We start from the raw sequence: 26,452 nt of genomic DNA, 5'->3' as shown, positions 1-26,452 counted from the left end.
CTGTGTTTCAAAATCTAGGAATCCTGTATTCAGCTTGAACAGCACACCCTTTTCGTCAGGAGAAAGGTTACTCAATTCGCTTCCCGTTCTCCATAGCTGCGCTGTGATTATCCGCTGACCGATAACCAGATGTGCAGCGTAATTCTGTCCACCTTTGCGGATGCGCCGCATGAAAGCCGTTCGCAGCGGTGCGCTTATATTTCTACCGCCGTCGTGCTGGCTGAGCTTTCTTTGCAAAGAAGGATTCCAGGCTTTCATGGTGACGCAAATCCGCGTGCACGATGACGGCAAGCGCGGAAAAACAAAACACATGATTCGCCTGCACTACGCCAGTCAGATCAACGGTGTGGGGGCTAACGAAATCGTGCAGTTGAACTCATACGATGGCCCCAACAGTCATCAGATGCTGGCCGGAATGTTCCGTTTATGTCCCTCACTGCATAGACGGAGCGAATGCGCAGGAATAGATACTGGTCTTCACATTGTGGTCTGCCAGCAGATATGCAGCGATGGTCTGCACCAGTTGAAAGCCTGAATCTCAACGCGACAGGGGCAGTCAGCAGCCTTTGCCACTTCTTTTGCTGCTGCATCCCTGAATCGCTAGGAGTTATCACCATGAACGCCGTTACCCAAACCGAAACCCGCGCATAGGCCGTCGGTCATAGGTTCGGTGGGAAGCAAAATTGGGTACGGCAGTGACCATGTCCGATGTTAACGCAAACTATTGCTGAGAGTTCAAAGTGTCAGGCTGTACATTCGTTAAAGAATTTGCCTCTTTTTCTCGTTGCCACTGACGACGTATCCGATTCGCTTGGCGACGCTCACGCAACCTATCAAAACCACTAAACACATCTACTTTTGTGCGTTTTTGGCCTTTGGCAACTGGACTCCAGTTTTCCTCAATTTTCTTGATGGATTTTACGATCTCAATTAATGGGTCATCTCCGAGACGGCTTATTCCTTCATGGTCGGCCATATTCAATGTATATGAATTTTTCTGACGTTGTTGGCTAGACGCATCGCGTTTCCAGATAATGTCAACTTGGTAGGAATTTCCCTTCAGTAGCTCGAATTCAGACAAGTAACTCATAATGCCTTGACCGGGTTTGAGGACACTGATTTTCTGAAAAGGGATCTCGATCTGCTCTCCGTGTGCTTCCTTATTTTTCAGCGGAGGATCAAAAGCGATAGAGATGTCGTACGCTGTCGCATTACCAGTGTTGTCGATGTGAATGTCAAAATGCTGCATTGACCACCGATTGGGGGTGAGTGTAACGACAACATGCGGTTGAGATGAGGCTTCGACCATCCTTGTTGTTTCATGCGCTAGAGTTTTGGTTACGCGCCATAGAAAAAAAGTCGCGACAGCGGTAACTATTGTCCCTAGCGCACCGCCAATCGCAATAACCGTATTAACCAAAGATGGTATACCTTCCATTAAATTGCCTCTGAATTATCTGGTGACGTATCGCCTCGCGGCAGTTTGACGCGATCTACTAAAAATTATGGGCGTGCTCGGTGCGATGTGTGTTCCACTTACGGCCATTCTTGATGGATTGTAAATAAAATATAATCAATTCGCTCAGGGCTGATAAATTATTTTTTCGTGTAAGCGTAAAGGAATAATTAATTTGGCAGGGAGGTGTGATGTTTGAATGCAAAGGATTGCTGAAGGGGGATCTGAGGTGCAAAAGCGGTAACGAGTCGGGGCAAATATCCCTGCTTGATCTGGCATTAACGCTGACTGCCCAGAATACTGAGGCTGAGTTGTGTGACTGGCTTTTGTCCACGGTGGCATCCTACTGGCGGCCCCTGGGAGCGATACTTGGGCTGGTTAATGGCAGTGGCAGGCAACTCTTGTGTCAAGGTCAGGCGGCAGATGAACCCGTTGTGATGGAACTTGATGTGGATGATTTCAGTCACCCATTGGCCTATGCCCTGCATGAGAAGAAGGCACACGTCTGGTCATCGTTGAATGGTGGTGCGAGTATTGAGCACTTGGCCTTTCAACAGATGCTGTCGGAGCTGGGAGCTGCGTGTGGGCTGTATGCCATACCGATGTTATCGGATAGCGGCCCTGTGCAGGGAACACTGGCGCTGCTGGATACACCAGAGCGTTTACAACAATGGCACGACAGTGGAGAAGCCAGAAAGCTGGTTCAGATATTCTGCAACCAACTGGTGCTTTTGCGCCAGCGATCGGGAGGGCTGCATCAGCAGTCAATGCTTAGCGCTTCTGTCAAACGCGCTCGGGATGAGGCGCGCCATCAGGCGTTGATAAAACGCATGCAGGATGTGCTGATCGGTCAGTCGCCATGCATGAGGGTGCTGCAACAGAAAATCGGACAAGCGGCTGAGCATACTTTGTCAGTATTGATCCTGGGTGAAACGGGTACAGGCAAGGATGTGGTGGCCCGCCTGTTGCATCAGTGTTCCGCTAGGGGAGATGCGCCCTTTGTGGCGATTAACTGTGCCGCGATCCCCGAGAATCTGATCGAAAGTGAGTTGTTTGGCTACCAGAAAGGGGCGTTTTCTGATGCTCTGAGCGACAAGGTTGGTCTGGTGGCGCAGGCCCATGGTGGCACGCTGTTTCTGGACGAGATCGGAGATATGCCGCTTGCCATGCAGGCCAAGTTATTGCGTGTGCTGGAGACCAAGTGTTTTCGCCCTCTCGGCGCAGAGCAGGAAGCACATTCGGATTTCCGGCTAATTGCCGCCACGTATCATTCGTTGAAAAAGCGCATATCAGACGGTGCGTTTCGCCAGGATCTGTACCACCGACTATGCCAGTGTGTATTGCATGTAGCGCCACTGCGCGAACGTGTAGAGGATATTCCGCTGCTGTGCCGTCACTTCATCACACTCTGTTGCAGACGGGAGCAGAAAGCACCCGTGACGCTGGAGCAGTCATTCCTGCGTCAGTTAATGCAGTATGCCTTTCCTGGCAATGTGCGGGAACTGCGCAACCTTCTGGAGGTTGCTTGTGCTCACACCTCATCCGGCCAGCAAATCACCATGCAGTCATTGCCGCCCGAAGCGCAGAAACGGCTGACAAGTGAACTGGCTCAGGGAGAGGATTTTCAGCACATATCGGATTTGCGCCTCGCAGTACGTGTACGGGAGGCCGCTATCCTTCAAGCGAGGCTACTGCAGTTCGGTGGCGATCGTCAGGCTGCCGCAGACAGTCTGAATATACCTAAGCGTACGTTCAATCGTAAATGTCTCAGGCAGGGGATCAGTTATTGACGGTATTGTGTCAATGCAGTTTGAGAACGATATGTGCAGCGTTGCGCCGGATTGCATGATTAAGTTGGCTCGTTCTCCAGAAGCGTTAAGTATGGATTATTGGGTGGTTGCTCCGAGAAGACGTTCGACGGCTCTGTGAGTAAGTAACCGTGCAACCGTCGGTTCTTTCTTGGCCCGGTCACCTGGCATGTCCAGATGTTCAGGCCGCTGGGCTGCTTTCGATGCGCCTGGTGCTTTTCGAAGCGCTTTTGAATCCACTGCCAATCCTGTAATCCCTTTTGTTTCGCCAGGGTGGCAAGTGTCGGGTGCTCCTGCGCATAGCGCTGGAAAATCCCAGGACTGACAAGATAGACCGTATCGTTCACGGTATGCACCATCGCTTTGGCGTCGTTGATGATGAGTTTGCGTGATTGAACTCCTTCCCTCAACCAGGCGATGAAGTGTTCGCTCGAAAGCAGTTTGGCAGGCTCAGGTTGGGATGGCGTATCCGAGGCCTGTGGCGGTATGGGCTCATCCGTGTCATCAGGTGGTGAGGTGGTGGGTTGTGCCGTGTTCGACGCACTGGAGGATGCTGCTGTGCTGGGGTTTTCGGCTGGCATCAGCATAGCGAGCATGTCTTCCATGACATCGTGTGGCGCAGCGGTGGACGGTGCTGTTGTAAGAGCGGGTGTGGGATGTGCGGGAGAGGCAGAGACGGCGGGTTCGGATGTGGGAGGCATCGCGTCGCTGCTATCGGGGGAACTGGTATCGATCGTCACCGTTCCTGTGAAAGGATCTGGACGCTCGGACGCTTCCCAGATCAATGCCGGAGAGAGTTTCAACAGCGTGAAACTGTGTGACCAGCCGGATGCGCTGCTGATGGTGGCTTTCCAGATGGCCTTGCCATCCTGGGTTGGCTGCAGTACGCCATGCTCCTGCAACACGTTGAACACAGCCGTGTTATTGGATGGAATGCCTTCGATCCCCTGTGCCAGCAGATGAGCGCGCAATTTGTCAGAGACGGTCTTGCTGACCAGCCAAAGCGTGTCCTCTGTCAGCCAGCCATCCGAAGCCTGGGGCTGGTTGATTTTCAATTCTTCCTTGAGCAGGTAACGCAACCCCTCGAGTAACTTGCGCTGTAGCGCCTGCTTGGGCGCCGCCAGAATGACTCGGTTGGGATTTCCACCCAGTTCCTGAGCTACCGAAGCGCGATCGGCCTGAATGACGAGTTCGCCCAGCATGCCGGCGTGTTCGTATTGGCCCGCGAGCACATACAGCAGCGAAGTCCAGAGAATCGGGTAGCTGCTGAGCCAGTCGAGGACGTGGTTATCGAGTATTTGCCGGTAGAGCAAGCCAGTGGCAGCGCCATGAAGGCGATATTCACGGTCATCCCGGTAGCGAAAGCGGTAGGGTTGTGTCAGCGGCCCGTACCAGGGGTGCCAGAGGCTACCGTCTTCGTGCTCGATGTGCAGATCAACGGCAATCTTGCCGATGTCGTGGAGCAGTGCGGCATAAGCGATGGCCGCTGTCCAGGCTTCTGATTGCGCGGCTTGATCTTCCGGAGGCGCGCCAGCAGGCAGCAGGTGGGACTGCCGCAGTTTCAGTGCAAAGGCGACGATCTCAAGTCCGTGATCGAGCATGCCGCCATGGTAAGCATGATGATGTGTTTCCGAGGCGGGAAACAACTGTACCAGCTCTGTGTAGCGCTCCAGAGGCCTGCGGTAAAGTGTGATGAATTGCTTGCGAGAGAGTGAGGTGCGCTGCCAGATGTGTTCCAGCAGCTTTTGCCGACGAGGTGTGGCTAGCAAAGACGTTGCGGGTTCTGGCTGGAGCAGCCCCTTTTCTGGCACGACAGGAGCAGGCTGGGGTGGCGTGGGCTTTTTTCGCTGGAACAGAGTAAACATGGTGATGCCTCAAGTGCGGGGTAAACGAGCCTTTTCCTTTTCTGGGTAGAGCCTTTCCCTTTGACCCCATTCCATTGCCTTTTATCGGTTTTACCCTTGTTGGAGCCTTTTGATATAGCGCTGTTTGTCTGTGCCATCGAGTATCAATGCGGCAGGGGGGAATCCTTTTTGTGCTGGGAAATGGATGTCCGTATGAGGTCTTGTGTCTCAGAGGTGTCACTGGGGCTGCGTGTGGCTCTAACGATCATGCTTCTGATAAAAATAAATAATGTATGGGGCCATGAGGCAGAATGCTTCATGGTAAAAGATATTTTCAGATAAGATGCATGGAAAATAGATATTACATGGTTATTTAACAGCGGAAGGACGAACGTGAAACTTTATGAAAACGTGGTGATTGGTAATTTTCTTTATGGATTGGGAATTTCCATCGGAGGACGGCTTAAATCCGGATACCTTCCGAGTGCTGTCAGTTTGTTACAGCAAACTCCGGAAGATAAGGCGCTAGGTGATGTTCTGCTCGATTTCCCTGGCACATTACGTCTTATCGAGTTCAAGGCACAAGCGAACCGTTCTAAAAAGGAACTCTCTCGGTACAGGAAACTATTACCGGCTATAGAAGATTCGCCGGAAATGCTGAATATCTCTCGCAGAGTTCACTGGTACGTGGAAACGGCACCCTCTGATCTGAAAGGTGTTGAAGCATTTTTTTCTCCTTATCTTGATGTATTCGAGACAGAAAAACCTGCGAAACAGCCATTTGCTCTGGAGAGGTTTATTGAATCTGTGGCGGATGACGTGATTTCGTCAAGGAACGATGAGCGGGATACACAGGAGAAGAACTATCTGAAGCTTGTGCGCTGGTGTCAGGGCGCGGGGGAAACAGGTGCGGGTGCGCTGATTGTGATTGTGGGTTCTGGCGGTGGCATAGAATTTGTCGCGCTGGAGGATTTGGTGGCGCTGAACATGTCTTATCAAAAGTGGATGGCGTATAGGCAAAAACAGGAATTGAAGATGGAAAAAGCACTGGAAATGGAGCTTAAGAAAGAAGAGCGGCAGAAAGAGCTAGGAAGGGGCTATGGGAGATAACATGAATAGGTGCCTGACAGATCATGATGTCCAGTTGTTCTTTGACGCGGCTGAAAAGTTGCGGGAGGCAGCGGAGTGCGATGGTGAGAAAGCTAGAGAAGCAACGGCGGCTTTGGAATCTTTGGTTAAAAGTATGAGCATCCGTCTTCAAACTTTGGAAAAAGGTGTTTCCCACAAGATAGCTGATTCAGCGGAAACAACTGCCAACCGGGCGGCGGACTTGTTGAGTGTCAAGTTTCAGCAGGCAAATGATGCAGCTAAAATAGCAACAGAGCAGTACAAGGAAGCGGCCAAAAAGCTCAATATTAGGAGCTGGTTATATATTATTGGGCCACAGATTGTAATGATGCTGGTTTTTATCGCATCTATTTTATTTCTGATGCCTTCGGTGGACGAGATTCAGCAACGTCGGGCAGAACTATCATCTCTTAATGAGCAGATCAAAAATTCCCGTCTAACGTGGACCACGTGCGACGGCGACAAAAAATGTTTCCGGACTGATGAGCGTGGGCGTGGTGGGAAGCTCTACACAAACGATCGAGATGGCAGTACCTGGCGTCTTCCGTGGACAGAGTAGCCCCATTCAAAAATAATTCTTGAAACAGCCTGCTGCCGAGTGTTCTCCTCCCCCAAAAGCTAGATATTTGATGTATGGTATTTCTGCTCTAAGCTAAGTAGACAAGATGATTTCCGTAACAACATCGCGTATCAATTGCAGTAAGGTGAACTTTCGGCACAAACGGGTAACGCAGATAAATGATGACCATGAATAGCACGAGCCATAACAGTATTGCGGAACGCTTTGGCCGTTGGCTCGGCAGAGGCTGGCGTGGTTACGTGCGTTGTGAACGCAAAGTATCGAACTGGTTGGTATCCAAGGATGTGCCACAGTTTGTTGCCTTTGTGTTTTTGTGGGCAATCAAACTGATTGTGCTTGGCGTACTGGCGTATTTCGTCTTTTGGTTGGCATTGTTGATTGTGTTTGCTGTTGTTACTGGTTGGGCTGTTGGACAAAGTACGTCAGAAGATGATTTCGAATTAGGCTTCCCTGCTACGTTGGATGAGCTTCGAGAAATGCCAGGGTACGATCCTAATCTGCACAACGATACATCTCACGAGATGTATCGCGATGGTGATTGATCCGGCTTAAATCCTACCTGAGTTTTTTGGAGACTGTACCAGCCCCCTTTCCGCCAGCATTACCAGCATCCTTTGTGCCCGCTGAAAAACTATTTGCGATTGTCCCCGCCCGAATGCCCGCCCAGGCCAGCGCACCGACCCAGAATGCTGGGAGCACAATGAACATCGAGCCCATAACGAAGTTCAGCAACATGTCGCCGAAGGTATTGTGCATGCCTACAAGCGGATCAACATTGTTGTGTGGCCGATTCCAGCCCCATCCCCATCCGTAAAGCGCATCGAGGATCGTACTGTCGAGCCAGCGTGCGAGCTGGAACCAGAAATCCACAAAGAACAGCGCAAATTGCACGATGCTGAGCGTGACAACGGTCTTCAGGTCGTATGTGCCGACCAGGAGCACCAGAGGGATACAGATCACCAGTGCCATCTTCAGTAGTGCAAGCACCATCGGCAGTGCCTGGCGTACGACGTCCAATGCCGGGAATGCGGCGATCCCTCCAATGGTCATGCCGATGTCGCCTGCAGCACGTGTGACGATATTCGGTAAGGTTTTGTCGATTTGACCGCCATAATCGGTGTAGACGCTGCCTTGGTTGAGTTTTTGCTGGCGGGGAGATGCAAGCGCCCTGATGACGGAGTCATCCACCTCTGCACGGCTGATGAATCCCGCCCAGTTGTCGATGCGGCTGAGTAGGCTGGGGTCGACCTGTGCCAGCAGGCGTGCGCGCAAGCCGTTGCCACCATCGTTCCACCACTGTCGGCAACTTGGGTAGCCCGCACCGCTTGGCACCTGAGCCAGTCCAGCGTCACGATTGCTGTCGTAAGCCCAGCCCTCACGTGGTGTCTTGGCGCGGTAGGTGTCATAGAAGCCGCCGGTGCTGACAAAATAGGTCGAGCCGATCCAGGTCACGTCGTGCATTTGTGCTTCATCAAGATCAGGACGGCTCATGAACAGTTTGGCGCGTGCAGGGCCGTAGCAGTCGTGGGTAAAGTCTGCGACTTCCTGAGCCAGTAGGGGATTGTCAATCCGGGTGGCATTGATCTCCATCCGCATTTGTCGCAGGTCGGTGCCGCATGGGATAGCCGCCACCGAGGCACCCGTGATCGCGCGTGAGAGCGTATGCATGAAGGCCCACCAGACTGGCACTTTTGCACTCTGGTTGTTGAGGGTGCTGAATGATTGCGACCAGCCCGTGTCTTCGGGCTGGGGCACGCTGATCTGGCACTGTGCCGAACGCGCCTGATCGTACCTGATCGTGTTGAGGTCAACATCAATGAACGGAATACCGGCGAACATCACCACCACGATCGCCACCCATACCCGATTTTCAATGCGCATTGAAGACAGTACGCCCTTGTTGCCTTCGTCGGCACCTTCAGTACGGGATCTCAGCCACTCGTCGATGATGATGGCCACGAAGGGGAGGACGAACACGCCGCTGGCAACCAGTACAGCCCAAATACCGTTGTGGACGACCCAGCTCACCAGGGTCAGGTAATACTCCAGATAATCGGTAGTGAAAAGCGTCATGGTCATACTTCCCTATACGTCCTGTACCAACAGGCTGAATTCCAGTACCAGCAGTGCGGCGATACCGGAAATCTCGGCGCGAATGAGCCTGCGCCGGGCGTCGGAGCGGGTATCGCGCAGGAGCAGGCGGCGGCGCATCCACAGCCAGCCATAAACGGTGGCACCGTACAGGCACACGCGCCACAACAGGAAATAGCTGGCCGCATCGGCCAGCCAGTGTTCCCAGCCAGCGATGCTGCCAGCGAAGTAGATGCCCAGGACGTTGGCTGTGACGGTGATGATCAGCAACGCCACTGTCCACAGGAGGACTCTGACGGTATGCCAACGGAACAGACGGTGTGATCGCAACCAGGCAAGACTCATGGCGTGCCTCCGGGGTTGGGGCGTTGCAACTGGTCAAGACGGTTAGGTACGGGATCACCTTCATAAATGCCGCGTGAGCCTGCCGCGCGTGCGCTGTGGCGCTGGATGATGGCCATCGGCGAGTTGTTGGCGAGTTCGCGGCGTAGTTCAAGCTCGGTTTTGAGATTGAGGATCTCGCGGTCAAGCGTGTTGCTTTCCTGATCGACGGCGGCGACTGCCAATTGGTTGGCGGCGACGTTTGGCTCTTTCCTGCCGGTCAGTAGCGTACGTTGCAGCAGCAGGGCTTTTTCCAGTACCGATGCCAGTGCGACTTCGGAGGCCAGACGTCGGGCAAGGATGTCTTGATCAGGTTCGTCACGCAGTGCCTCGATCACGCCACGGGTGATGGGCAGTGAGGTACTGCCAGCCTTGCGAAGGTTCTCGAACGTGGTGTTGCGTGCTCCACTGACCAGTTCTTGCAGCGCTTCCAGTTTGGTGTCGTATTCGTCCTGAATGACCGGGGTCAATCCGACGCCAGGCAAGGTCTCAGTCTTGGTGCAGCCTTCGCAGGTGCGTTGTTCCTGTTCGCCCAGCACACGCGTGGCAAAGTCGATGGCTTGTTGAGGGGATGCCCACGTCTGGCAGGACAGGCTTTGGCAATTTGCCGGGTCGATGGGGGCGGTGTCGGTTACCCCACGGCCATTGACCAGATTGTAGCCTGCTCGGGTCACGTCACCGACGACCTTGATTGAGCGCTGACCTGCACCACCGGCATTGCTGCCACCCACCCACGGTACGCCGTCGTTACCCCGGTTTTTTTCGGCCTGTTCAATGGCTGAAACAGCGTCGCTGCTGCCGACGGCCTGACGCAGCGCCATGCCTTCGGCGATCTGGCTCCAGCCGAGCTGGCCGCCTGCGGTGTCTGCCATTTTTTCAGCCATCGCTCGGCAGGTGAGTTTGGAGCGATCAAAGTCGAGTCGGGCTTGCAGAACGCCATTGGTCAGCAGGTTATAGAGGCCCGGATCGGCCCGCTGGATGATCAGTGCGGGCAACGAGGCGACGGCGCTGGTGGCGCTCTGGATCACGTTACCCATGATGTTCTGAAAGCCGTTGGTCAGCCCATTGAGCTGATTCTGGATGGTGGTACTGATGTTCATGTCACCGCAGATCAGGTTGCTGTTCCAGCCTACACCGACACCAATCGAGCGCATGCCGACCGCACCGCTCATTGATACGGCGTTACCGCCGCCGATGGAGTACATCACTTCATCACCAATGACGGCTCCGCTGTTCTGGAAGCCTCCGTCCTGTGCCAGAGCCAGACCACTGCTTAGCGTCAGTGCAGCAACCCATAGCGTGGGTTGCCACAGGCGCGGCACAAGAATTGAAAACGCTTTCGGGTCGAGACGTTTCATCATTATGTCCTCAGTTGAAATCTACGCTGCCAAGAAAGGTCTGGCCGCGTCGCTGGCAGCAGCTATAAGGTCGCCAGAGTGCCCAGGCGTAGTTGTCTTGCTGTGCCTGAGTGTGTGTTCCGTTGTGTGGGAAGACCGTGCAGGAAGAGGAGGAACGAGGGGCCAATTCTTGCCATTTTCCGGTTGCAGCATCGCTTTCCATCAGTGCGCCTGCCGGCCAGTAACCGTCGCGTGCGTTGGCGAGCAGGGGTTGGTATACGTGCAGTTGCCCTCTGCGGGTCACGATATCGCCCGCCCGCTGGGCGACCACGGCGCTGGCCTTGTAGCTGTCCACCTGATGCAGGAAACCGCCGCGTGGATAGACGTTGCCCCACAGGTTCAGTGCGGTGCGTGCGCCGATCTCGCGCATACCGGGGATCAGCGCCTCGGGGTACACCGATTCAGGGATGTTGTAGCGCCACGCGATGGTATCGAGTGTGCTCAACAGGTACGGCATGAAGGCGGTGCCAGCACCATCGCAGATGGTGCCTGATGATGATGCAAACTGACTGAATACCTGGCCGCCGGGGTGGCCGATCACGTCTGCGTTACGGAACCTGGATAGGTTGTTCTCGCTGCCATGGTTGCTGGTGCCGTCACCACCGCTCCGGGCCGTGGTGTTGGTTTGGCTCATGGCGCGTACTTCAAGCCATGGGTTCTCCCCGGTGTTAGCGTAGCTCGACACTACGGCGTCGGGGACGTAGTGTCTGACTTTGACGGAGGTACGAACCGTACATCCGAATTTGGTGCAAAGCAGCCAGTAGCAGATCCCGGTGACCCGGTATTCCAGGCAATCAGGGGATAATGATGAGGAGATGATGGCAGCGGTGTTGAGGGCAAACGAGGAACTGGCTGCCGTGAGCAAAACGGTGGCAAGACTGACGCGCAGACGGCGGGGGAGTCTCATGGCTGAGTCCTCCTGTATGTGTTGATACGCGCCACTGCTTTGGCGACGTCAGGTTCACCATAAACCACATAGCGTTGATCGACGATGACGGCCGGAAGGGTGGTAATGCCCAGGCTCCAGGCATCGACAACATCCTGATAGGCCTCGTTGATGCGTTGCTGCAGCGCTGTGCCGCCTTCTCTCAGGCGTTGTTGCACGATGACTGCGGCGCGTGCCGGGTCTTGGGGGAGGTTGGCTGCCAGTTCGGCCTCAATGCGTGAGGGGCTATCCAGTTCGATGAGCCGGGTATTGCCCAGGTTCTGAACCGGGTGTCGTGTGTCGCTGACGACAACTACATCTGCGGCCTGTGCCAGTGGGCTCAACAGGGCAGTCAGCATGACGATGGCAAGCGTATGCCACCAGAATGAAGAGATTGAAGCGGGAGCCAGCATAGTGGAGCACCATGAAATTGATCATGGTGGTAGTCCACTCCAACTGGCCTCAGGAAGCGACAAACAATCAGGACATGGTGATCCCCTGTTTTAGAGAGCGTAAAAAAGTATCGAATCCCTCTGCTCTGAAGGCCACAGACTACCTGGGCGTGTGGTCAATGATGTCAGCAGGCAATTTGGGCTCCTTATCCGAGGTTTGTGGGGCGGAGAGCAGATCCAGCGCCGATAGCAAAGCATCCCCCTGTACAGGACCTGTCAGTAACATGGCGCGGTTGGTCTGCTGGTCGATCAGCCGCAGTGATGGGGTAGCCTGTACGCCTTCCTGGTGTGCCTGTTCGACCTGACGGCGGATCAAGCTGTGGGGCCATTCGCTATCCATGCAGGACCGCATCGCCTGATTCAATCCGGGAGGTGTGGTATTCGGTGGCAGTCCCTCGCCGTTGCCTCGGGTGTGCTGGTAGATCCAGGTAATCATCTGCCAGTAGGCATCATGACCACCGCTTTTGCCGGCGCACTCTGCCATGCTGGCCTGGTGCGATGCTGCAGGTTCATGCGAACTCAGGATCAGGTGATGCCATTGCAAACGAATATCGTGTTGCTGCGCGATCCAGTGTGTCAACTCAGGGTAGTAATCCTTGCAGTAGGGGCACTCCAGATCCGCGTACAGGATCAGGGTGAAACGGGCATTCGCTGCGCCTTGATGCCATTGAGAAACGGATGGGGCGGGTGGCGAGTTTACACGGCCACTTATTGGATGCGAAGGTCCCTGAGACAATGGAGCATAGATACGCCAGATCAGCAGTATCAGGATGGTGAGTATCACTATGGTCGTGGGCCATGCCAGACGGCGAAGTGTTTCGATCTGAAAAATGGTGGTCATTTTTACGGTAGCTCCGGGATGGATAGGGACGGTGGCCGATAGCTGAGTCGAACATGACTGGATGGTGGTGTAGAGCAACAATCCGGTATCTGCGAACACGCTTTCCCGCCATGGATGATGGTGTCTTTTTAGGGGAGCTTTGCAGCATTGCGACGTGTTAGATTTTTTTATAGAATATCTAACAAAAGGAGGCTGTCATGAGTACATCCCAAGCCATTCGAGAACGTATCGCTGCCCAGTTGGCAGGCGAGCCTTTCACGCCTGCTCTTTTTGCCGGGTTGGGGTCGCGTGCGGCTATTGATCAGGCGCTGATGCGGCTTAACAAGGCTGGCAGTATTGAGCGCATCGGCCATGGTTTGTATGTCGTACCCAAAGTGGGTCGCTTTGGCATCAAGACGTTGCCCGCACCTGAGCAGATAGCACATACACTGGCTGATGCGGAAGGGGCGACGATTGAGATCCATGGTGCCGAGGCCGCACGGCGTTTTGGCTTCTCTACGCAGATGCCTGCGCAGGCGGTGTTCTATACCAGTGGTTCGTCCCGGGCAGTCCGGCTAGGAAAAATGACGGTCCGATTGCAACATGTTGCCTCACGCAAACTGGTATTGGCCGGCCGACCCGCAGGTCAGGCGCTGTCGGCGCTCTGGTATCTGGGGCGTCATCAGGTCACGTCCGGTACATTTCGACGGATCGCACAAAAGTTGGCACCTGCTGAATTTCAGGCTCTGTGTTCTGCCAAGGCGTCGATGCCTGCATGGATGCTGGACGCATTGAGTGGCTATGAACGCAGCGAGGAAAAGTATGTCTGATACGTCAGTTGTATCCTATTTTGATTTGACGCCCGTTGAGCAGGCCGAACTATTGAATGGTCTGGCTCCGGGACTGGGGCGTCGCGCCGAAATTCTGGAGAAAGACATCTGGTTGTGCCAGATACTGGGCGTACTCTTTGCGTTACCCTGCTGCAAGCCGATGGCCTTCAAAGGAGGGACGTCTCTGTCGAAGGTGTATCAGGCTATCGAGCGTTTCTCCGAAGATATTGATGTCACCATTGATTATCAAAGTCTGGTGTCGGATGTGCCCGAGCTGGCCACACTGTCCGGAAACAAGCGTCGCAAACTGTCTGACATGCTCAGGGATACCCTGGCAGCGCATGTCAACGGGGAACTGGTGCCGGCACTGCGTGCGGCATTGCGACAGAGCCTTCCAAATCACGAAATCACGATTGAAATCAGTGATAATGCAGAAGAGCTCAGGCTCTATTACCCCAGTGCGGTGGAAAACACCGATCCCTATTTGCGGCCCAGTGTGTTGATCGAGTTCGGCGGCAGAAATGCGACCTTTCCCCAGGATGTGCTGACCATCGTGCCGGACATTGCCGCCTATGTGCCGGAATTGGTATTTCCAACGGCGCAAGTTGCCGTACTGTCGCCGATGCGTACCTTTTGGGAGAAGGCCACGCTCATTCATGTTGAATGCAACCGCCCGGAACTGCGTGGCAGTGCTGAACGGCTGTCGCGGCATTGGTACGATCTGGCGCGGCTTGCTGACCATGATATCGGTCGTCAGGCTTTGGGTGATGTCGCGCTGTTGCAGGATGTGCTGAACATCAAAGAAACCTTCTTTCGCAGCAGTTTCAGCCATTACGATCGCTGTCTGACAGGAGAACTGAGGCTGATCCCAGATGTGGAGCTGCTTGATGCGTTGAGACAGGATTATCAGGCGATGCTGAACGCCCAGATGTTCTATGGTGAGATCCTGTCGTTTGATGACATTGTTGAACGGTTGACCCGCCTGGAGCGGCAGATCAATCAGCCCCGCTGATTACCTTTGCGCCATGGGCGTGATACCACGCGCATAATCAATCATGTCGGCCACTTTGAACGCCGCATCCAACTCCCCAATCCCGAACTGCTGCATCAGTTGGTAGCGTTCGGCTTTTTCCTCGGGTTCGGTCTGTGCCAGGGCGAGATAGAGGCTGGGCGGTACGGCACGAAATAGCACTTCCAGGCTCTTGGAGAGGATGACGCCTTCGGTGAATTTGCCGGATTCTTTGCGTGCGGACAGCATCAGCGCTTTCTGCGCGGGTGTCAGTTCCCTGAACTTTGCGATTTTTTCCACCTCGTCGGGTGGCATCGACAGGCAAATCCACCATTCGATCATGTTGAGCATGGGTTCTGCGGCCTTCGGCAGATCGTCGATGTTCTGTGTCGCGAGCCAAAACCACGCACCCAGCTTGCGCCACATTTTCGTGACCTTCACGACGTAGGGCGAGAGCAAGGGGTTTTTGGTGATGATATGGCCTTCGTCCGTCACGTTGAGGATGGGGCGGCCCAGGAACTGGTCGCGCTCGGCGATGTTGTTGACGGTGTTGATCAGCGAGATGTAGGCGATCGACAGTTGTGCGTTGTAGCCTTCGCGTGCATAGGTTGCCAGATCGACCAGGGTGATGTCGGCCTCGGGCCAGGGCGTTCCGTCACGGTCGAACATTTCTCCGTCACTGCCCTGGCAGAACATATCCATCGCGTCGGCCATCTCCAGCAGGCGAGCGCGCCGGATTTCCGGCAGCGTCGTGTCATGACCCCGTTCACGTAGTGCATCGCGCACGTCACGGGTCAGCACGGTACGGCTGGCAGCGACGCAGCGCTGAGCGGCGTCCAGAATGCATTGGCGGATTAGAGAGCGGTCAGCCCGTGTCATGCGGGCTTCTTCCTTGTCTTCACCCCCCGTGATCATTAAACGTGCGGTGATCTCCAGCTCGCCCAGCACATCACGCTGTTCGTCGGCCTCGGCTTCCTTGCGCTGTGGCTCGTCATCGAGTTCATCGGCATCGAGTGTTTGTACATCACTGGGGGTTTCGATGAGTCTGCGGGCATCGGCGAACGGTGCGAGACTGACGCCAGCACCTGGAGCAAGCTTGACACGGTTGACAGTCAGCCCCAAACGCCGGGCGAACTCGCAGAACAGCCCGAAGGAATTGCCAGCCTCCACAATGAAGATCCGTGGACGATAGATGGCGGTGACCTGATTGAGCAGGTTGTTGAGGGTGGCGCTCTTGCCCGACCCGGTAGGGCCGAACAGGAAAAGGTGCGCATTCATCTGCCGATCCAGGCGGTTGAAGGGGTCAAACGTGATCAGGCCTCCACCGCGATTGAAGACAGTGATCCCCGGGTGACCTGTACCCCGGCTACGTCCCCAGGTCGGTGAGAGGTTGGCCACATGCTGGGCGAACATCAGTTGTGTGTACCACTGTTTGCGGTCCTGGGCCGGGTTGTACATACACGGTAGCCAGCGCAGATAGGTGTTGAGCGGCGCGACCTCGTCCTCTTCGCGTACCGGCTGCAGGCCTGCGCCCAGCATCACGTTGGCCAGTTGCAGTCCCCGGCTGTCGAGTTCTTCTTCATCCTTGCCACGAAGGTAAAAGGCCAGGCTGGCACGGTATAGTTTGTGGGCGCTGCCGATCAGTGAGCGCGCCTCTTGCACATCCGCCAGGGTTTGTTCGGAGGCCAGGGTTTCGCCAACGGCTTTCTTTGCCAGATGATTCAGGTGTGTTTCGAGTACGTCCTGTGGTGTGGCAACCAGTGTCAGGCACATCATCGTGTCTTCCGGCATCTGGTCGAACAAGGTGTTGATGGCGTCGCCTTTGCGATTCTCGCCTGTCATATGACCTACACTGGGCGGTGTGCGCAGGCGGTCGGTCGTCATCACCCGATGCGGCATGCCGTCAAAGTGCCACTCGCCCCGGGCCGTATCTGAACGTGGCTGGCCGAAGAACAGCCTCTGGCTGAAATCGCACCCGGAGACCAGCTCGATTTCGTCGAGGTCGTGGGTGTCCGGGTAGGCGGTCAACTGGTAGAAGCGTTCGCGGTCTTCGGCGCTGTGGCCCAGCAGCGTGGGATGTGGGTTGAACCAGCGCAGTAGCCAGTTGTGGATGTGCGATGCATCCAGACGCTGTGCGCGGATGCCTGCGTTGGCCAGACCACCGCTCAGGCGATCACAGACCACACTCAATGCCTGCTCGGGCGTCTGGCCGCGTCGGGTCGTGCTGCCTGCGGTGCGGCGATAGACGATCATGCGTACCCGTCGTGTTTGCCCTCGCCAGGGCAGACGCGTGACTGTCGTATCCTCGAACAGGCCTCCCGGCTTTGCTACTGCGCGCAGGTGATGGGCCATCGAATGCAGATAGAATTCGGTGAAGCGTGAGTGCTGCGCACGTGGCTGGATGTAGCCCTTGAGGGTCTGCAGATACTGATCAAAGTTGGTCTCGTCCTGAGCGTAGAGTTGCAGTACCCAGGGATTGTCGTCGAGCTCGTCGAAGCTGTCCTGCAGCGCGTTTTCCAGCGCATCCCGTGCCTGGGCCAGCCAGACCGGCTCACGGCCTTCTGTACCCAGCGGGGTCAGTTCAAAGAAGGCGGCGACTGAGACACCATCCTCCAGCAGCATACTTTGTGATTCGGGCAAATATTCGACCCAGGGCAGCAACGCGACAAACGATGGGGCCACCTCGTACAAGGCCTTCTCATCGGCCTGGGTGGCGGGACGGCTCCCCCTTACGCTGGTGGTACCGGGTTCGGGAATGCCTGCCTGCTGTAGTGTATCGATGTGGCGCTGCCAGCCGTCCGGCTGTTCACCTTTGGTCGGCACAGTGGGCTTGCGCCAGGGAAGCGACCAGACCATCAGTAGTCCTCCGTACGTTCGCCCGGCATTGCGTATTGCACACGCTGGTAGAGGGGGAAGATGGTGGTGTAACCCGGTACAGGAACCGGGTCTGTCCCCGCCAGATGCGGGAACACGTACATCAGCAGGTCGGGGTTGGGCAGTCGCTGAAACTGGCTGCGTACTTCATTGGCGGCGGTACGCGTGTAGTATGCCTGTTCTGCAGGAGCAGCTTGCCCATCCGCATGGCTGAGTGGACGGCGCAGGCTCTGACGGGCATCGAGCAGTTGGCGATAGGCCATCTGTCCCACTCGGCCTCCATTGCCGCTCTCTTGCTGCCAGATGTCCTGCATGGTTCGACCCCCATGGGGTAACAAGTCTTCCTTGCTCGTGGCGCAGCTGGTCAATACGCTCACGGATAGCATGATTGCCAGCGGTTTAGTCCAGTTCGAGCGCATGGCTTTCTCCTGTACGATGGTCGACCTTGCGGCCTTCGGTGTCGTAGTCAATGGCGAGCGGTTTTTCGAGGTGAACGGCGACGTGTGCGCCGGGCTTCACATAGACTGCTGCGAAGGCCTGGCCATAGAGTTTGTTGACCCAGTCAGACATGTCGCGTACGCCGCCGGCGAGAATGCGGCCCACAGCCTCGTTGCTGCTGATGCCCACGGTGCCGATGGAGCCGTCGGCACCGGCGTAGGACATCTGACCGCTGTCCGAATCGATGAAGGATGCCGCGCCTGCGCCTGCTGCGGTGATCAAAGCCTGTGTACCGAGATACTGCTGGGCATTGCTGCGGCGCTCGCCGGACACGCACGGGATACCGTAGGGGTCACTGATCCACCCGAGACCGTTCTGGTCATTGCTTTGCTGATGACTGCGTTCGCTGTCTTCCGGAATGGTGCGGATGGTGCCGTCGTGGAAAACGAAGGTGATTGAGCGTACCTGTCCCCTGACGCATGAGAGCGTCCAGTCGCCGGACGCGGTGCCACTGAACACAGCGCCAGCTACATCAGGGATATCGATGCCGTTGGCCGTCAGGTTGTCGGGGCCGACCAGGACTTTGAAGGGATAGGGGTCATTGACGGTGCCATCGATCGGTACGCGGCCAATCAAGGCTGTCATCGCGACTGAACCCATCAGTGTTGAATTGGTGGGTACCGTGTAGACGGCCCTGGCGGGGTTGGCTCCGGTCGCGTTTGTACGGGTACTGGTGACGCTTTCGACCGTGGTGTCCAGTGTCTTCTGGGCGGGCCCGAAACGTGTCGGAAAGTTCAGCGCAGCGTTGCCATGACGGCCATCAGTCTGTCTGGCATCGTCAGGCTCCACCCAGCGGATCGTGGCCTCGTCGCTGAATCCTTCAGCATCCCCGTCTCGCAGGCCGAGGCCGACTGGCAGGTCGCCGTGACCGGCGTTGCCGATACTGTCCAGCCGCCGTTGCAAATCTGCCAGCAGGCCCTCAGTCTGTTGGCGCTCGTTGTTAAGTTGCTCCTGGTCGCGGCGCAGGCTGGCCCGCTCGGATTCCAGTGTGGTACTGATACGCTGGTCAATGGCACTTTCACGTTGACGCAGACGCTGGTTTTCTTCTCGTTGTGCCCCGTTGTCGGTGGTGGCGGTTTGTAGCTCAGTGCGCAGTTGCCGAACCTGGGCCACCAGCGTCGCGACAGTATCGCGTGGCGTGTCTCCTTCGATGCCCAATGCCTTCATTTCCTCCGGGGTGAGCTGGCTGCTCGTCTCTGCCGTGGCAGAGGACTGTGTGCCGCCACCAGAGAACAGGCGGATGCCAACGAACAGGACCAGCAGTGCGACGGGGATCATCAGCCATTTCAACAGACCGTTACTGCGCATGATGTACCTCCGTTGTCGGGGGCGTGGTGGCAGGCAAGTGCATGGCAGGATCAAAGCGCTGGATGGCAGGCAGTAGCGACTGCGGCAGTCCGTGCTTGCGGGTAACCAGATACAGCACCGTGGTGTCTTCGGGGGAGCCGCGTGGGCCGAGCGCCGTATGCTGGAAAGTGGCGGTGAGGAAATCACCTTGCAGTACGCGTGGATCGAGTTCAACCCAGCCATTGCCTGTATGTGTCAGTCGCACGGCAGTGACCCACTGATCTTCCAATCGCCATGAGGCCAGCGCTTTTGCCTGTACAGGCAGTGTCGGTAGCAGCGTATCCAGTGGCAGGTCGTGGCGCAGGCTGATGCGCATTATGCCGGGTACAGGCTCTAGGGTGCGTAATGGTACGTACAGGCTTTGTGCGGCGTAACGTGTGAGTACCACGGCCACAGGTGTTTCACGTTGCGCCAGTCTGGCCTGATCTGCCGTGGGGGCTGGGGTTGCGTTGTCTGGCGGCTGACCATAGCGGAGTGGTGTAGCATTACCCTCAACGATGCGTATCGGCTCAAGTGCTGACTCGCCGTCTTTGGCAGGAGTGGCCGCAATGTCGAGCAGGATCAGCGCACCGCTGTCGGCGTCCTGCAACTGCAATCGGGTGGGGTCGATAGGCTCGCTGGCACGCAGGTAGATGGCTCCACCTGCGCTCTGTACACGCAGACGGTCGCCGATGCTGGCCGGGACGCCGACACGGACATTGCGATCTACGAACACAATGCGTTCCTGCCCAACATAAAGTGGCACGGCAAGTGGCAGCCGCTCCCAGCGCAGGATTTCCACGGCATGGAGCGCAGGAGTCTGCACCAAGGCCATCAGCCCCAGCCAGATGAGACAGAGACGACGATGTTTCATGGGGTTTCTCCTTGTGTGCCCAGGCCGCCGCGACTGGGGGCTTCCTGTGTCGAAGCTGCGATGCGCTGCGGGGCACCGTCATAGCAGTCGAGCATGAGGCCGAACGGGTTACGGGCTGGATCGATATCTGCACGCGTGACTTTCACTGGATAGCGCACCAGAGCGCGTTTGACCTGTTCCGGGCCGTGGTACTCGTCGGCGCTGAGGTCGAGTGTGACGACCCAATCGCGGTCAGAGACCACGCGCACCCGTGCTGTAGGGTTATCGCCATAGCCGCGACCGGGAATTTCGTAGACGCCGCGTACACGTTGCCGCAGTTCGCCCGTGCTGCGGCGATAGTCGTAATCTGCCTGCAGAAAGGCACGGCATGCCGGGGTGAAATACGGTGATAACGCATGGAGGTTGCGCGTGTAGTCCTCTTCTCCGTTAGTCGGCCAGCGGTTGAGTTGCTGGAACACGTAGAAGGTGAAGGCGTAGACCGATTCGGGGGCACTTCCCACCAGGCCCGGGAACTCCCGAACGCAGATCAGGGGGACATGGATCGTCAGATCGCGCGGTGCGCTCCACCAACCGGCACTCATGACCAGGTGCCACCAGCAGTGCGCTGGCACCGATGCGAAGGGTCTTGATGTGCGCTTGTAGATGTGTGACTTCGTTCTGAACCGGCTCATCGCGTTGTCCTTCTATTCGACCAGGAGCCTGAACGCGTGATCAGCAGGTGTCCGCCAACCCAGCCTGTGAGCAGCGGGTAGCGAGTCGTGATGTACCATTGCAACTGACGGTAACAGCCAGGCATCGTGGGGCCGGCCGCGTTTCTGCCGTCGCAGGAAGCCGCCACCGGATGAACACGCCGCAGGCGATGCCCAGCACACGGTATCGGTGCTAGAGCGATGGTTGAAAGCACCAGATAGCGGCACGCCGATAATCAGCCCGGCGCTACCGGACAGGCCGCAGCAGATCCACAGCTCATCAGCCGTGCCAGGCCGCGTACCACCACCGGATGTCGATTAAGCCGATGCGGCAGGAACGTGATGCCGTCCGTACGGATATGTGGATGCTCTGACATGCCCAGTCCCTCTCTGGCTAAATGCCGGTGGCTTCGGTGAGCAGCCAGATGCCGATCACCAGCAGTACCGCCCCCAACGGCGACTGTCAGGCCGAATTGACCCCAGGTTTTTTGCCGTTGTGATTTCGGCGAGGTTGTAGGCGTGATAGCACACGCCGATGAACATGCTGGCGACCACCAGAAGAGCCACACCAGCAGCACGCGATGTCGTAGCTGCACTGCGGATGGCTTCCATACACGCCGCCACCTGTGCCTCGAGACGGGTTTTCCAGTTGCGGCAATCCTTGAGCGAACGACAGTGCAGGTAAGGTAAGACCCATGGCCAGTGCTGCATGTTGCGCGAGACGAGCGGGAGATAAGTGGTGTTTCATATGGGGTTGCCCCTTTCTGGTTACGAGAGCAGGAAAAACGTCAGCACCAGGTACATCGCGATAAAGCGCACGATGACACCGAGGAACTGACGCTGGTTGAGCTGGTTTTCGGCCCAACCGACGTAGGCGGTACGGATGGCCCATGCACCCCAGAGCAGCAGCACCGCGAATACGACACCGATGAAAACGGCGGACATGGCTGCAGGTGTGATGCCGCTATTGGCCTGGAAGGCATTGATTTGTGCGGCAGTCATGGCTGGCCTTCTGGGGAGATGTTGCTACGCTCGGATACCGATTCCTGACGGTAGTTACTGCTCAGCTCGGTGGCGTCGCGTGGCTGGGCACGGGATGGCGACAGATGGAACTGGATGCCTGCGCGTACACGCGCCAAATCATCGAGCAACTGAGGGTAGTCGAAGTGATAGCGTTCGCCTGGCTCTGCGGGGGTTCTGGATGCGCTCTGCACGACGAGGCGTTCCAATGCGTCGAGTTGGCGTAGTGCAGCAGCCAATTCTTGGCGCTGTGCCGGAGGCTCGGCCAAGGTCATAGGGGACAGTCCTGTCAGAAGAACTGTCGTGAGAAAGGTGGGAACGCCGCGATATGCGGCGCGCAGCCAAGTTGAAGCCACCATCGCGCCATTCCTGTGTGATCAACAATGGTGTGATGGTGGAGCTCAGGGTGACTTCAGGCAGTAAACAATAGGAAACTGCGCTGATCGGTTTGATTGGCTGCGTATTTGCAGTTCGCTCAGGGGGCGTTCGTCATTCCCAATAGTTAAGAAGAATTTCCACCACTCGCATGGCAAAATATCATTGCTTCTTAAAAAAATCTGAGGTGAAAATGCAAGGAATAACTTTTAGAAACGATCAGGATTTTGAGGAAATTTGCTGCTACCTCATGAGGGAATGGGTTGCAAGGAATATGGGATATGACTTGTATTTCAGAAGATATGGTGGGAGTGGGCAAAGGCAGTATGGAATTGATATTTTCCCCGCCGTTGACGGCTACCCAGTGTTTGGGCAAGCAAAATTTGTTGCTCGCCTAAGCTCTACAGATGTTGCTTCTGAGTTGAGTAAGACCGATGCTTTCCCTGGTAATATTAGTTGTTATGTGATTTTTACTACGGCAAGTCGCCATGCCAGCATAAATCATCAGCAGCTATATAGTCCTCAGCACAAAAGGCCGGATGGATCATTTTTCCCGGTTTATGTGGTCTATTGGGATGAGGTTGTTGATATTAATTTTATCCCACAAGATGTCCTCCAGAGAATTTTTCCGTCAGCATTTCAATTTGCCGGTAACGTATTGGCGCCTCAGCAGATGTCGGAATCTATAGCCGCTCTTCAGGCTATTGTTCCGACATATTTTCGGCATGATTTTCTCCTCTGGCTCGAAACATGGGATTTTTCTTGTGGCTACATTCCATCAGTCCACTATGATGCCGTGGATCATCTATACATTGAATTAGATCGGACCAAATGGGGCATGAAGGGGATTCATGATTTTTTATATGCCCAAGGTCGTGTTGATTTATCTCGGGCGCTTCCGGCTGGCGATGACTTCTTCTCCGCTATCAGCGATTTTCGAGATTCAATATATAACTACATAATTTTTGTATACGGACAGGATGGGCAGGGCTACGTTACATTGCAAGGGATGGATGGGCGAAATGCAACAGATTTCCCGAAAATTACCGAGCAGTGGTGCATGAGAGCGCGCCATTTGGCCAATATGTATCGTGAAAAAATCCTTGGCCAGCAAATCCAATAAATCATCAATATTGAAGTGACCTGATGACCTGATTTCTCTTCCATCACAAGTACTTTTTGAAGCTTCCCGCAGTCAGGCCCACGGCTAGTCCCAGCAATGCAGCGCCGGGCAGCAGAATCATCAGCGGATGAACCGAAATCGGCAACGCCAGATAGGTTACCCAGGGCAGCACAGCCAGCGGCAATAGCGCTGCCTTGGCTCTGTGGTAAACAAATCCTGATTCCCGACCTGCGCCAAACCTGCGTACATCGCGCCGGACCAGGCCATCCACCAGCCCGATGAATACCGTCATGAGGGTGAGTGGCAGTGTCAGTACCAGGACGAGCAGGCGCACCATGAAGGTGAGTGTGGTGAAGGCCGCAGCGATCAGATAATTTTCTGACCACACATAGACTTGACTCACGAAGTAGCGGAAGTCGTGCGTGGGTGTCTGGCTGGGAACACGCGCACGCTCGGCGGTCTGCTTCATGCGCTCAAGCAGTCCGGTTTTGATGAATATCCATTCATATCCGGTATCGACAATCTGGTGTGCCGTACGCCCTGGCTCCTGCACGATGACGCTGCGGGTAAAGTTATTCGACAGGTGTCCCAATTCGTACTGCAGCATCGCTTGCGAGTGTTGCCAGCCCTGGTCTTTCCAGAAAAGATGCATACCTGCGCATTCCACGATGATTGAAATCAGCAATGAACCAATCAGCACTCCCACTAACCTGAATGGCAAGGTAATGACACTCGCCAGCAGGCTTTGTCGGCGTGTTTGCTGATGTTGTGCCGTAGCCGCTGGATCGCTCATGGCGCTTCACCCTGGTCGGTAAGGCTGTCGGTATCTTCATCAAGCAGTTCAGGCGGTAGCGCTTGCTCCTGCAGCGTGGGCGATCCCTGGTTCTGCCACCATTGACCCGTATCGGTGTAGCTTTGACGCATGTAGCCTGCCAACTGCTGAAGATCCGTCGGCATGATTTCATCTGGATCGGGGGCGGGCAGGGGCATGCGGACTTTCCACAGGTTGCCACCCTGTAGCAGTGCAAAGCATTGCCCTTTAGGAAGTTGAACAACGTGCGACGGTTCAATCATCGACACGCTCGACATGCTGATGCGATCCTGCGTGTTGCTGGTGAAGTCGGTTTTGGCGTGGATGTCGGAGCTGTCTGTCGCGCCGCTGACCACGGTCGTCGTGTAGACCTCCACCTTGGGCAACTGTTTTGTGAGCAGTTCGGCGGTGGCTGTCTCGCGCACGCGCAGCATGAACAGGTTGTTGAAATTGCCGACGACTTGACCGGCTTTGGCGCGATTGCCGATGCGGGCTTCAATATCGCTCAGTGTTTGAGTGTAAGCGGTGACCTGGATGCCAGTACCGCCGCCTTTGTTGATCATCGGGATGAATTCGTCGCCCATCAGTTCATTGAATTCATCGGCATGAACATTGATTGGTACTTTGGTGTCAGCCGATGCACCGGGCAGGCCATCGTCGATGCCGAATTTATAGATGTGTCCGGCCACCGAGACCATATCGCTGAACATCGAGTTGCCCACCGCAGCGGCGACTTCGGCATCGGAGAGCGCATCGAGTCCGACGTAGACGACCGCGCGTTTCCTGATGATCTGCATCCAGTCGAAAATCGGCCTGGGGTCGCTCAGATCCGAATAGTTCGGTGCCAGCAACTGGGCGATTTTGCCACTGGTGAGTTTTTCAAGCAGAGGCAGCAGGCTGGCGACGATCTTGTCGAAATAGGTTTTGTCGTAGCGAACCGCTGATCTCAGTCCGTCCAGTACGGGATCGTAGTTACGGGCCTGACTGAGGTATTGTTCAAGGGCGACCACGCGCTTTTCGCGACCGATCATGTTCCTGGGAATGTTCTTCTCGTTGAGCTTGGCTTCAATCTGGACGATGACCTCCCAGGCTTTCGGTTCTGTGCGGGCGAAGTAGTGTTGGGCGTACTCGATGAACAACGCGTCGATATTGATGACATGGCGCTGGATCAGCAGGTAGTCCGGTCGTTGCCCCAGCTCGATCAATGCGCGTGCAATCACATTGACGAATCTCCAGGCAAATTCTCTGAATGCAGCAGAGTTACCCTCTCCGGAAAGCTGCCCTGCGATGCGGGTCGCGACTTCGCTGATGCGACCAAAACGTCCCACCGCGTTGTAACGAGCGCTGATCTCCGGCCACCCCAGATGAAACACGTAGAACGCATTCTCTCTGCCTGCACGTCTGGCCTCGACGAACATTCTCTTGAGTAGATCCGCGTCGCCTTTAGGGTCGAAAACAATGACCACTTCGTGCTCGCCCAGGTGATTCTTTCGACGAATATCCTGGGTGATGAATAATTCAGCCAGCCGCGTTTTGCCTACGCGCGTGGTGCCCAGTACCAGGGAGTGGCCGACACGCTCCCCCAGGGGCAGGCTGACGTCCACCTCGTCAGGCTCAATGCCATGCAGACGCGGTAAGCCGCCAACGGGCGGTAATGGCCGTACCGGATTGAGCGGCATATCCCAGGTCGTAAGACGGGGTAGTTGCGACAACGGGAATGGTGCGAACTCCAGCCGCTCATCCAGACGTCGGGCCAACTGGTAGGCGGATGTCGGCTCGACATAACGCCTGAACTCAGGCCGGTAGGTTTGCATCAACCGGTGAGTGTGTTTTTGCTCCCAACGGAATCCTTTGCCAATGAACAAACGTTGTTGGCTGACCGGCACGTCGCGGCTGGTCATCACGTAACGCGGCAGGCGACGGATATTGCGTCGGTAGCGCAGGATCACCTGTGCATCGAGCCAGCGCAGTGTGCCAAAAATTCCGAAGGCCAGTGCGCTGCCGATGCCGATGTCCGGACTCAGCGCGAGAGACCATGGAGCCGTCAGGCACAGCAATGCGGCTCCGGCACAAACCGCAACGGTATAGAGTTCTACGGGGGGACGCAGCAGTACCTCGACCGGCTGAGACTGTGCCATTGT

Annotated in this window: 28 protein-coding genes; 8 read left to right on the top strand and 20 right to left on the bottom strand. The window is 55.9% G+C overall.

Annotated elements, in window-relative coordinates; all coding sequences use genetic code 11:
* Positions 1 to 169: 169 nt before the first annotated feature.
* Positions 170 to 535, top strand: coding sequence for a DUF932 domain-containing protein (locus tag I2D83_RS14340; RefSeq protein WP_433915098.1), 366 nt, complete (start codon positions 170 to 172; stop codon positions 533 to 535).
* A gap of 186 nt (positions 536 to 721) precedes the next feature.
* Here I2D83_RS14340 and I2D83_RS14335 read toward each other — a convergent pair whose 3' ends face one another.
* Positions 722 to 1,438 carry a hypothetical protein gene (locus I2D83_RS14335; protein WP_205946768.1) on the bottom strand — a complete coding sequence of 239 codons (717 nt, stop codon included), beginning with the start codon at positions 1,436 to 1,438 and terminating at the stop codon, positions 722 to 724.
* A gap of 209 nt (positions 1,439 to 1,647) precedes the next feature.
* On the opposite strand from I2D83_RS14335, the gene I2D83_RS14330 reads away from it, so the two are divergent.
* Complete coding sequence (locus tag I2D83_RS14330) at positions 1,648 to 3,246, top strand: sigma-54 interaction domain-containing protein (protein ID WP_205946767.1); 1,599 nt, start codon at positions 1,648 to 1,650, stop codon at positions 3,244 to 3,246.
* Positions 3,247 to 3,305: 59 nt separating this feature from the next.
* Here I2D83_RS14330 and mobH read toward each other — a convergent pair whose 3' ends face one another.
* Positions 3,306 to 5,129 carry a MobH family relaxase gene (mobH, locus tag I2D83_RS14325; protein ID WP_205946766.1) on the bottom strand — a complete coding sequence of 608 codons (1,824 nt, stop codon included), beginning with the start codon at positions 5,127 to 5,129 and terminating at the stop codon, positions 3,306 to 3,308.
* Between the two features lie 372 nt (positions 5,130 to 5,501).
* Between mobH and I2D83_RS14320 the strand changes: the two genes are divergently transcribed.
* The 3 genes from I2D83_RS14320 to I2D83_RS14310 all read left to right on the top strand — a co-directional run bounded on the left by I2D83_RS14320 (position 5,502) and on the right by I2D83_RS14310 (position 7,358).
* The gene (locus I2D83_RS14320) at positions 5,502 to 6,218 is read left to right on the top strand and encodes a hypothetical protein (protein ID WP_205946765.1); all 717 of its coding nucleotides are present in this window, start codon (positions 5,502 to 5,504) and stop codon (positions 6,216 to 6,218) included.
* Positions 6,208 to 6,795, top strand: a complete 588-nt coding sequence (locus I2D83_RS14315) for a hypothetical protein (protein WP_157681917.1) — start codon at positions 6,208 to 6,210, stop codon at positions 6,793 to 6,795. The genes I2D83_RS14320 and I2D83_RS14315 overlap by 11 nt, the downstream gene beginning before the upstream one ends.
* 188 nt (positions 6,796 to 6,983) lie before the next feature.
* Positions 6,984 to 7,358: a DUF3742 family protein gene (locus I2D83_RS14310; protein ID WP_043988929.1), complete on the top strand. Its 375-nt coding sequence runs from the start codon at positions 6,984 to 6,986 to the stop codon at positions 7,356 to 7,358.
* Positions 7,359 to 7,371: 13 nt separating this feature from the next.
* On the opposite strand, the gene I2D83_RS14305 is transcribed toward I2D83_RS14310, so the two are convergent.
* The 6 genes from I2D83_RS14305 to I2D83_RS14280 form a co-directional block, all read right to left on the bottom strand.
* Positions 7,372 to 8,889 carry a conjugal transfer protein TraG N-terminal domain-containing protein gene (locus I2D83_RS14305; RefSeq protein WP_205948194.1) on the bottom strand — a complete coding sequence of 506 codons (1,518 nt, stop codon included), beginning with the start codon at positions 8,887 to 8,889 and terminating at the stop codon, positions 7,372 to 7,374.
* A 12-nt stretch (positions 8,890 to 8,901) separates the two neighbouring features.
* The gene (locus I2D83_RS14300) at positions 8,902 to 9,252 is read right to left on the bottom strand and encodes a hypothetical protein (RefSeq protein WP_205946764.1); all 351 of its coding nucleotides are present in this window, start codon (positions 9,250 to 9,252) and stop codon (positions 8,902 to 8,904) included.
* Positions 9,249 to 10,649, bottom strand: a complete 1,401-nt coding sequence (locus I2D83_RS14295; RefSeq protein WP_433915097.1) for an integrating conjugative element protein — start codon at positions 10,647 to 10,649, stop codon at positions 9,249 to 9,251. The genes I2D83_RS14300 and I2D83_RS14295 overlap by 4 nt, the downstream gene beginning before the upstream one ends.
* Before the next feature lie 7 nt (positions 10,650 to 10,656).
* Positions 10,657 to 11,592: a TIGR03756 family integrating conjugative element protein gene (locus I2D83_RS14290; protein ID WP_205946763.1), complete on the bottom strand. Its 936-nt coding sequence runs from the start codon at positions 11,590 to 11,592 to the stop codon at positions 10,657 to 10,659.
* Positions 11,589 to 12,023, bottom strand: coding sequence for a TIGR03757 family integrating conjugative element protein (locus I2D83_RS14285; RefSeq protein WP_205946762.1), 435 nt, complete (start codon positions 12,021 to 12,023; stop codon positions 11,589 to 11,591). The genes I2D83_RS14290 and I2D83_RS14285 overlap by 4 nt, the downstream gene beginning before the upstream one ends.
* Before the next feature lie 139 nt (positions 12,024 to 12,162).
* Positions 12,163 to 13,002: a DsbA family protein gene (locus I2D83_RS14280; RefSeq protein WP_241007225.1), complete on the bottom strand. Its 840-nt coding sequence runs from the start codon at positions 13,000 to 13,002 to the stop codon at positions 12,163 to 12,165.
* A 98-nt stretch (positions 13,003 to 13,100) separates the two neighbouring features.
* Here I2D83_RS14280 and I2D83_RS14275 point away from each other — a divergent pair, with 98 nt between their 5' ends.
* Together I2D83_RS14275 and I2D83_RS14270 are read left to right on the top strand one after the other, a co-directional pair.
* Positions 13,101 to 13,712: a DUF6088 family protein gene (locus tag I2D83_RS14275; RefSeq protein WP_121247311.1), complete on the top strand. Its 612-nt coding sequence runs from the start codon at positions 13,101 to 13,103 to the stop codon at positions 13,710 to 13,712.
* On the top strand, positions 13,705 to 14,724 hold the full coding sequence (locus I2D83_RS14270; protein ID WP_205946761.1) for a nucleotidyl transferase AbiEii/AbiGii toxin family protein: 1,020 nt from the start codon (positions 13,705 to 13,707) through the stop codon (positions 14,722 to 14,724). Before I2D83_RS14275 ends, I2D83_RS14270 begins: the two co-directional genes overlap by 8 nt.
* Here I2D83_RS14270 and I2D83_RS14265 read toward each other — a convergent pair whose 3' ends face one another.
* From I2D83_RS14265 to I2D83_RS14225, 10 genes are all read right to left on the bottom strand, one after another.
* The gene (locus I2D83_RS14265) at positions 14,725 to 17,577 is read right to left on the bottom strand and encodes a conjugative transfer ATPase (RefSeq protein WP_205946760.1); all 2,853 of its coding nucleotides are present in this window, start codon (positions 17,575 to 17,577) and stop codon (positions 14,725 to 14,727) included. It lies immediately after the preceding gene.
* Positions 17,577 to 18,014 (bottom strand): TIGR03751 family conjugal transfer lipoprotein, encoded by a 438-nt coding sequence (locus tag I2D83_RS14260; protein WP_205946759.1) that lies wholly within the window; start codon positions 18,012 to 18,014, stop codon positions 17,577 to 17,579. Before I2D83_RS14260 ends, I2D83_RS14265 begins: the two co-directional genes overlap by 1 nt.
* Positions 17,995 to 19,401, bottom strand: a complete 1,407-nt coding sequence (locus I2D83_RS14255; protein WP_205946758.1) for a TIGR03752 family integrating conjugative element protein — start codon at positions 19,399 to 19,401, stop codon at positions 17,995 to 17,997. Before I2D83_RS14255 ends, I2D83_RS14260 begins: the two co-directional genes overlap by 20 nt.
* Positions 19,391 to 20,293 (bottom strand): TIGR03749 family integrating conjugative element protein, encoded by a 903-nt coding sequence (locus tag I2D83_RS14250; protein WP_205946757.1) that lies wholly within the window; start codon positions 20,291 to 20,293, stop codon positions 19,391 to 19,393. Before I2D83_RS14250 ends, I2D83_RS14255 begins: the two co-directional genes overlap by 11 nt.
* On the bottom strand, positions 20,290 to 20,874 hold the full coding sequence (locus tag I2D83_RS14245; protein WP_205946756.1) for a PFL_4703 family integrating conjugative element protein: 585 nt from the start codon (positions 20,872 to 20,874) through the stop codon (positions 20,290 to 20,292). Before I2D83_RS14245 ends, I2D83_RS14250 begins: the two co-directional genes overlap by 4 nt.
* Before the next feature lie 102 nt (positions 20,875 to 20,976).
* Positions 20,977 to 21,210 (bottom strand): hypothetical protein, encoded by a 234-nt coding sequence (locus tag I2D83_RS22585; protein ID WP_420851228.1) that lies wholly within the window; start codon positions 21,208 to 21,210, stop codon positions 20,977 to 20,979.
* Between the two features lie 8 nt (positions 21,211 to 21,218).
* Positions 21,219 to 21,359: a hypothetical protein gene (locus tag I2D83_RS22580; RefSeq protein WP_420851227.1), complete on the bottom strand. Its 141-nt coding sequence runs from the start codon at positions 21,357 to 21,359 to the stop codon at positions 21,219 to 21,221.
* Between the two features lie 55 nt (positions 21,360 to 21,414).
* Positions 21,415 to 21,693, bottom strand: a complete 279-nt coding sequence (locus I2D83_RS14235) for a hypothetical protein (RefSeq protein ID WP_476739472.1) — start codon at positions 21,691 to 21,693, stop codon at positions 21,415 to 21,417.
* A gap of 57 nt (positions 21,694 to 21,750) precedes the next feature.
* Positions 21,751 to 21,984 carry a TIGR03758 family integrating conjugative element protein gene (locus I2D83_RS14230; RefSeq protein WP_048257629.1) on the bottom strand — a complete coding sequence of 78 codons (234 nt, stop codon included), beginning with the start codon at positions 21,982 to 21,984 and terminating at the stop codon, positions 21,751 to 21,753.
* The gene (locus I2D83_RS14225; protein ID WP_462982584.1) at positions 21,981 to 22,277 is read right to left on the bottom strand and encodes an integrative conjugative element protein, RAQPRD family; all 297 of its coding nucleotides are present in this window, start codon (positions 22,275 to 22,277) and stop codon (positions 21,981 to 21,983) included. The genes I2D83_RS14230 and I2D83_RS14225 overlap by 4 nt, the downstream gene beginning before the upstream one ends.
* Before the next feature lie 251 nt (positions 22,278 to 22,528).
* Between I2D83_RS14225 and I2D83_RS14220 the strand changes: the two genes are divergently transcribed.
* Positions 22,529 to 23,500, top strand: coding sequence for a hypothetical protein (locus tag I2D83_RS14220; protein WP_241007224.1), 972 nt, complete (start codon positions 22,529 to 22,531; stop codon positions 23,498 to 23,500).
* Positions 23,501 to 23,543: 43 nt separating this feature from the next.
* Here I2D83_RS14220 and I2D83_RS14215 read toward each other — a convergent pair whose 3' ends face one another.
* Positions 23,544 to 24,293 carry a TIGR03747 family integrating conjugative element membrane protein gene (locus I2D83_RS14215; RefSeq protein ID WP_205946754.1) on the bottom strand — a complete coding sequence of 250 codons (750 nt, stop codon included), beginning with the start codon at positions 24,291 to 24,293 and terminating at the stop codon, positions 23,544 to 23,546.
* Entirely contained in the window at positions 24,290 to 26,449 is a 2,160-nt protein-coding gene (gene traD, locus I2D83_RS14210) for a type IV conjugative transfer system coupling protein TraD (protein WP_205946753.1), read from the bottom strand. The genes I2D83_RS14215 and traD overlap by 4 nt, the downstream gene beginning before the upstream one ends.
* Between the last annotated feature and the right edge of the window lie 3 nt (positions 26,450 to 26,452).

It is taken from the genome of Pectobacterium aroidearum (genome assembly GCF_015689195.1).
In the GTDB taxonomy this organism is placed as follows: Bacteria; Pseudomonadota; Gammaproteobacteria; order Enterobacterales; family Enterobacteriaceae; genus Pectobacterium; species Pectobacterium aroidearum.
The sequence above is the reverse complement of the archived record's forward strand: the minus strand, read 5'-3'. Positions and strand labels throughout refer to the sequence as shown.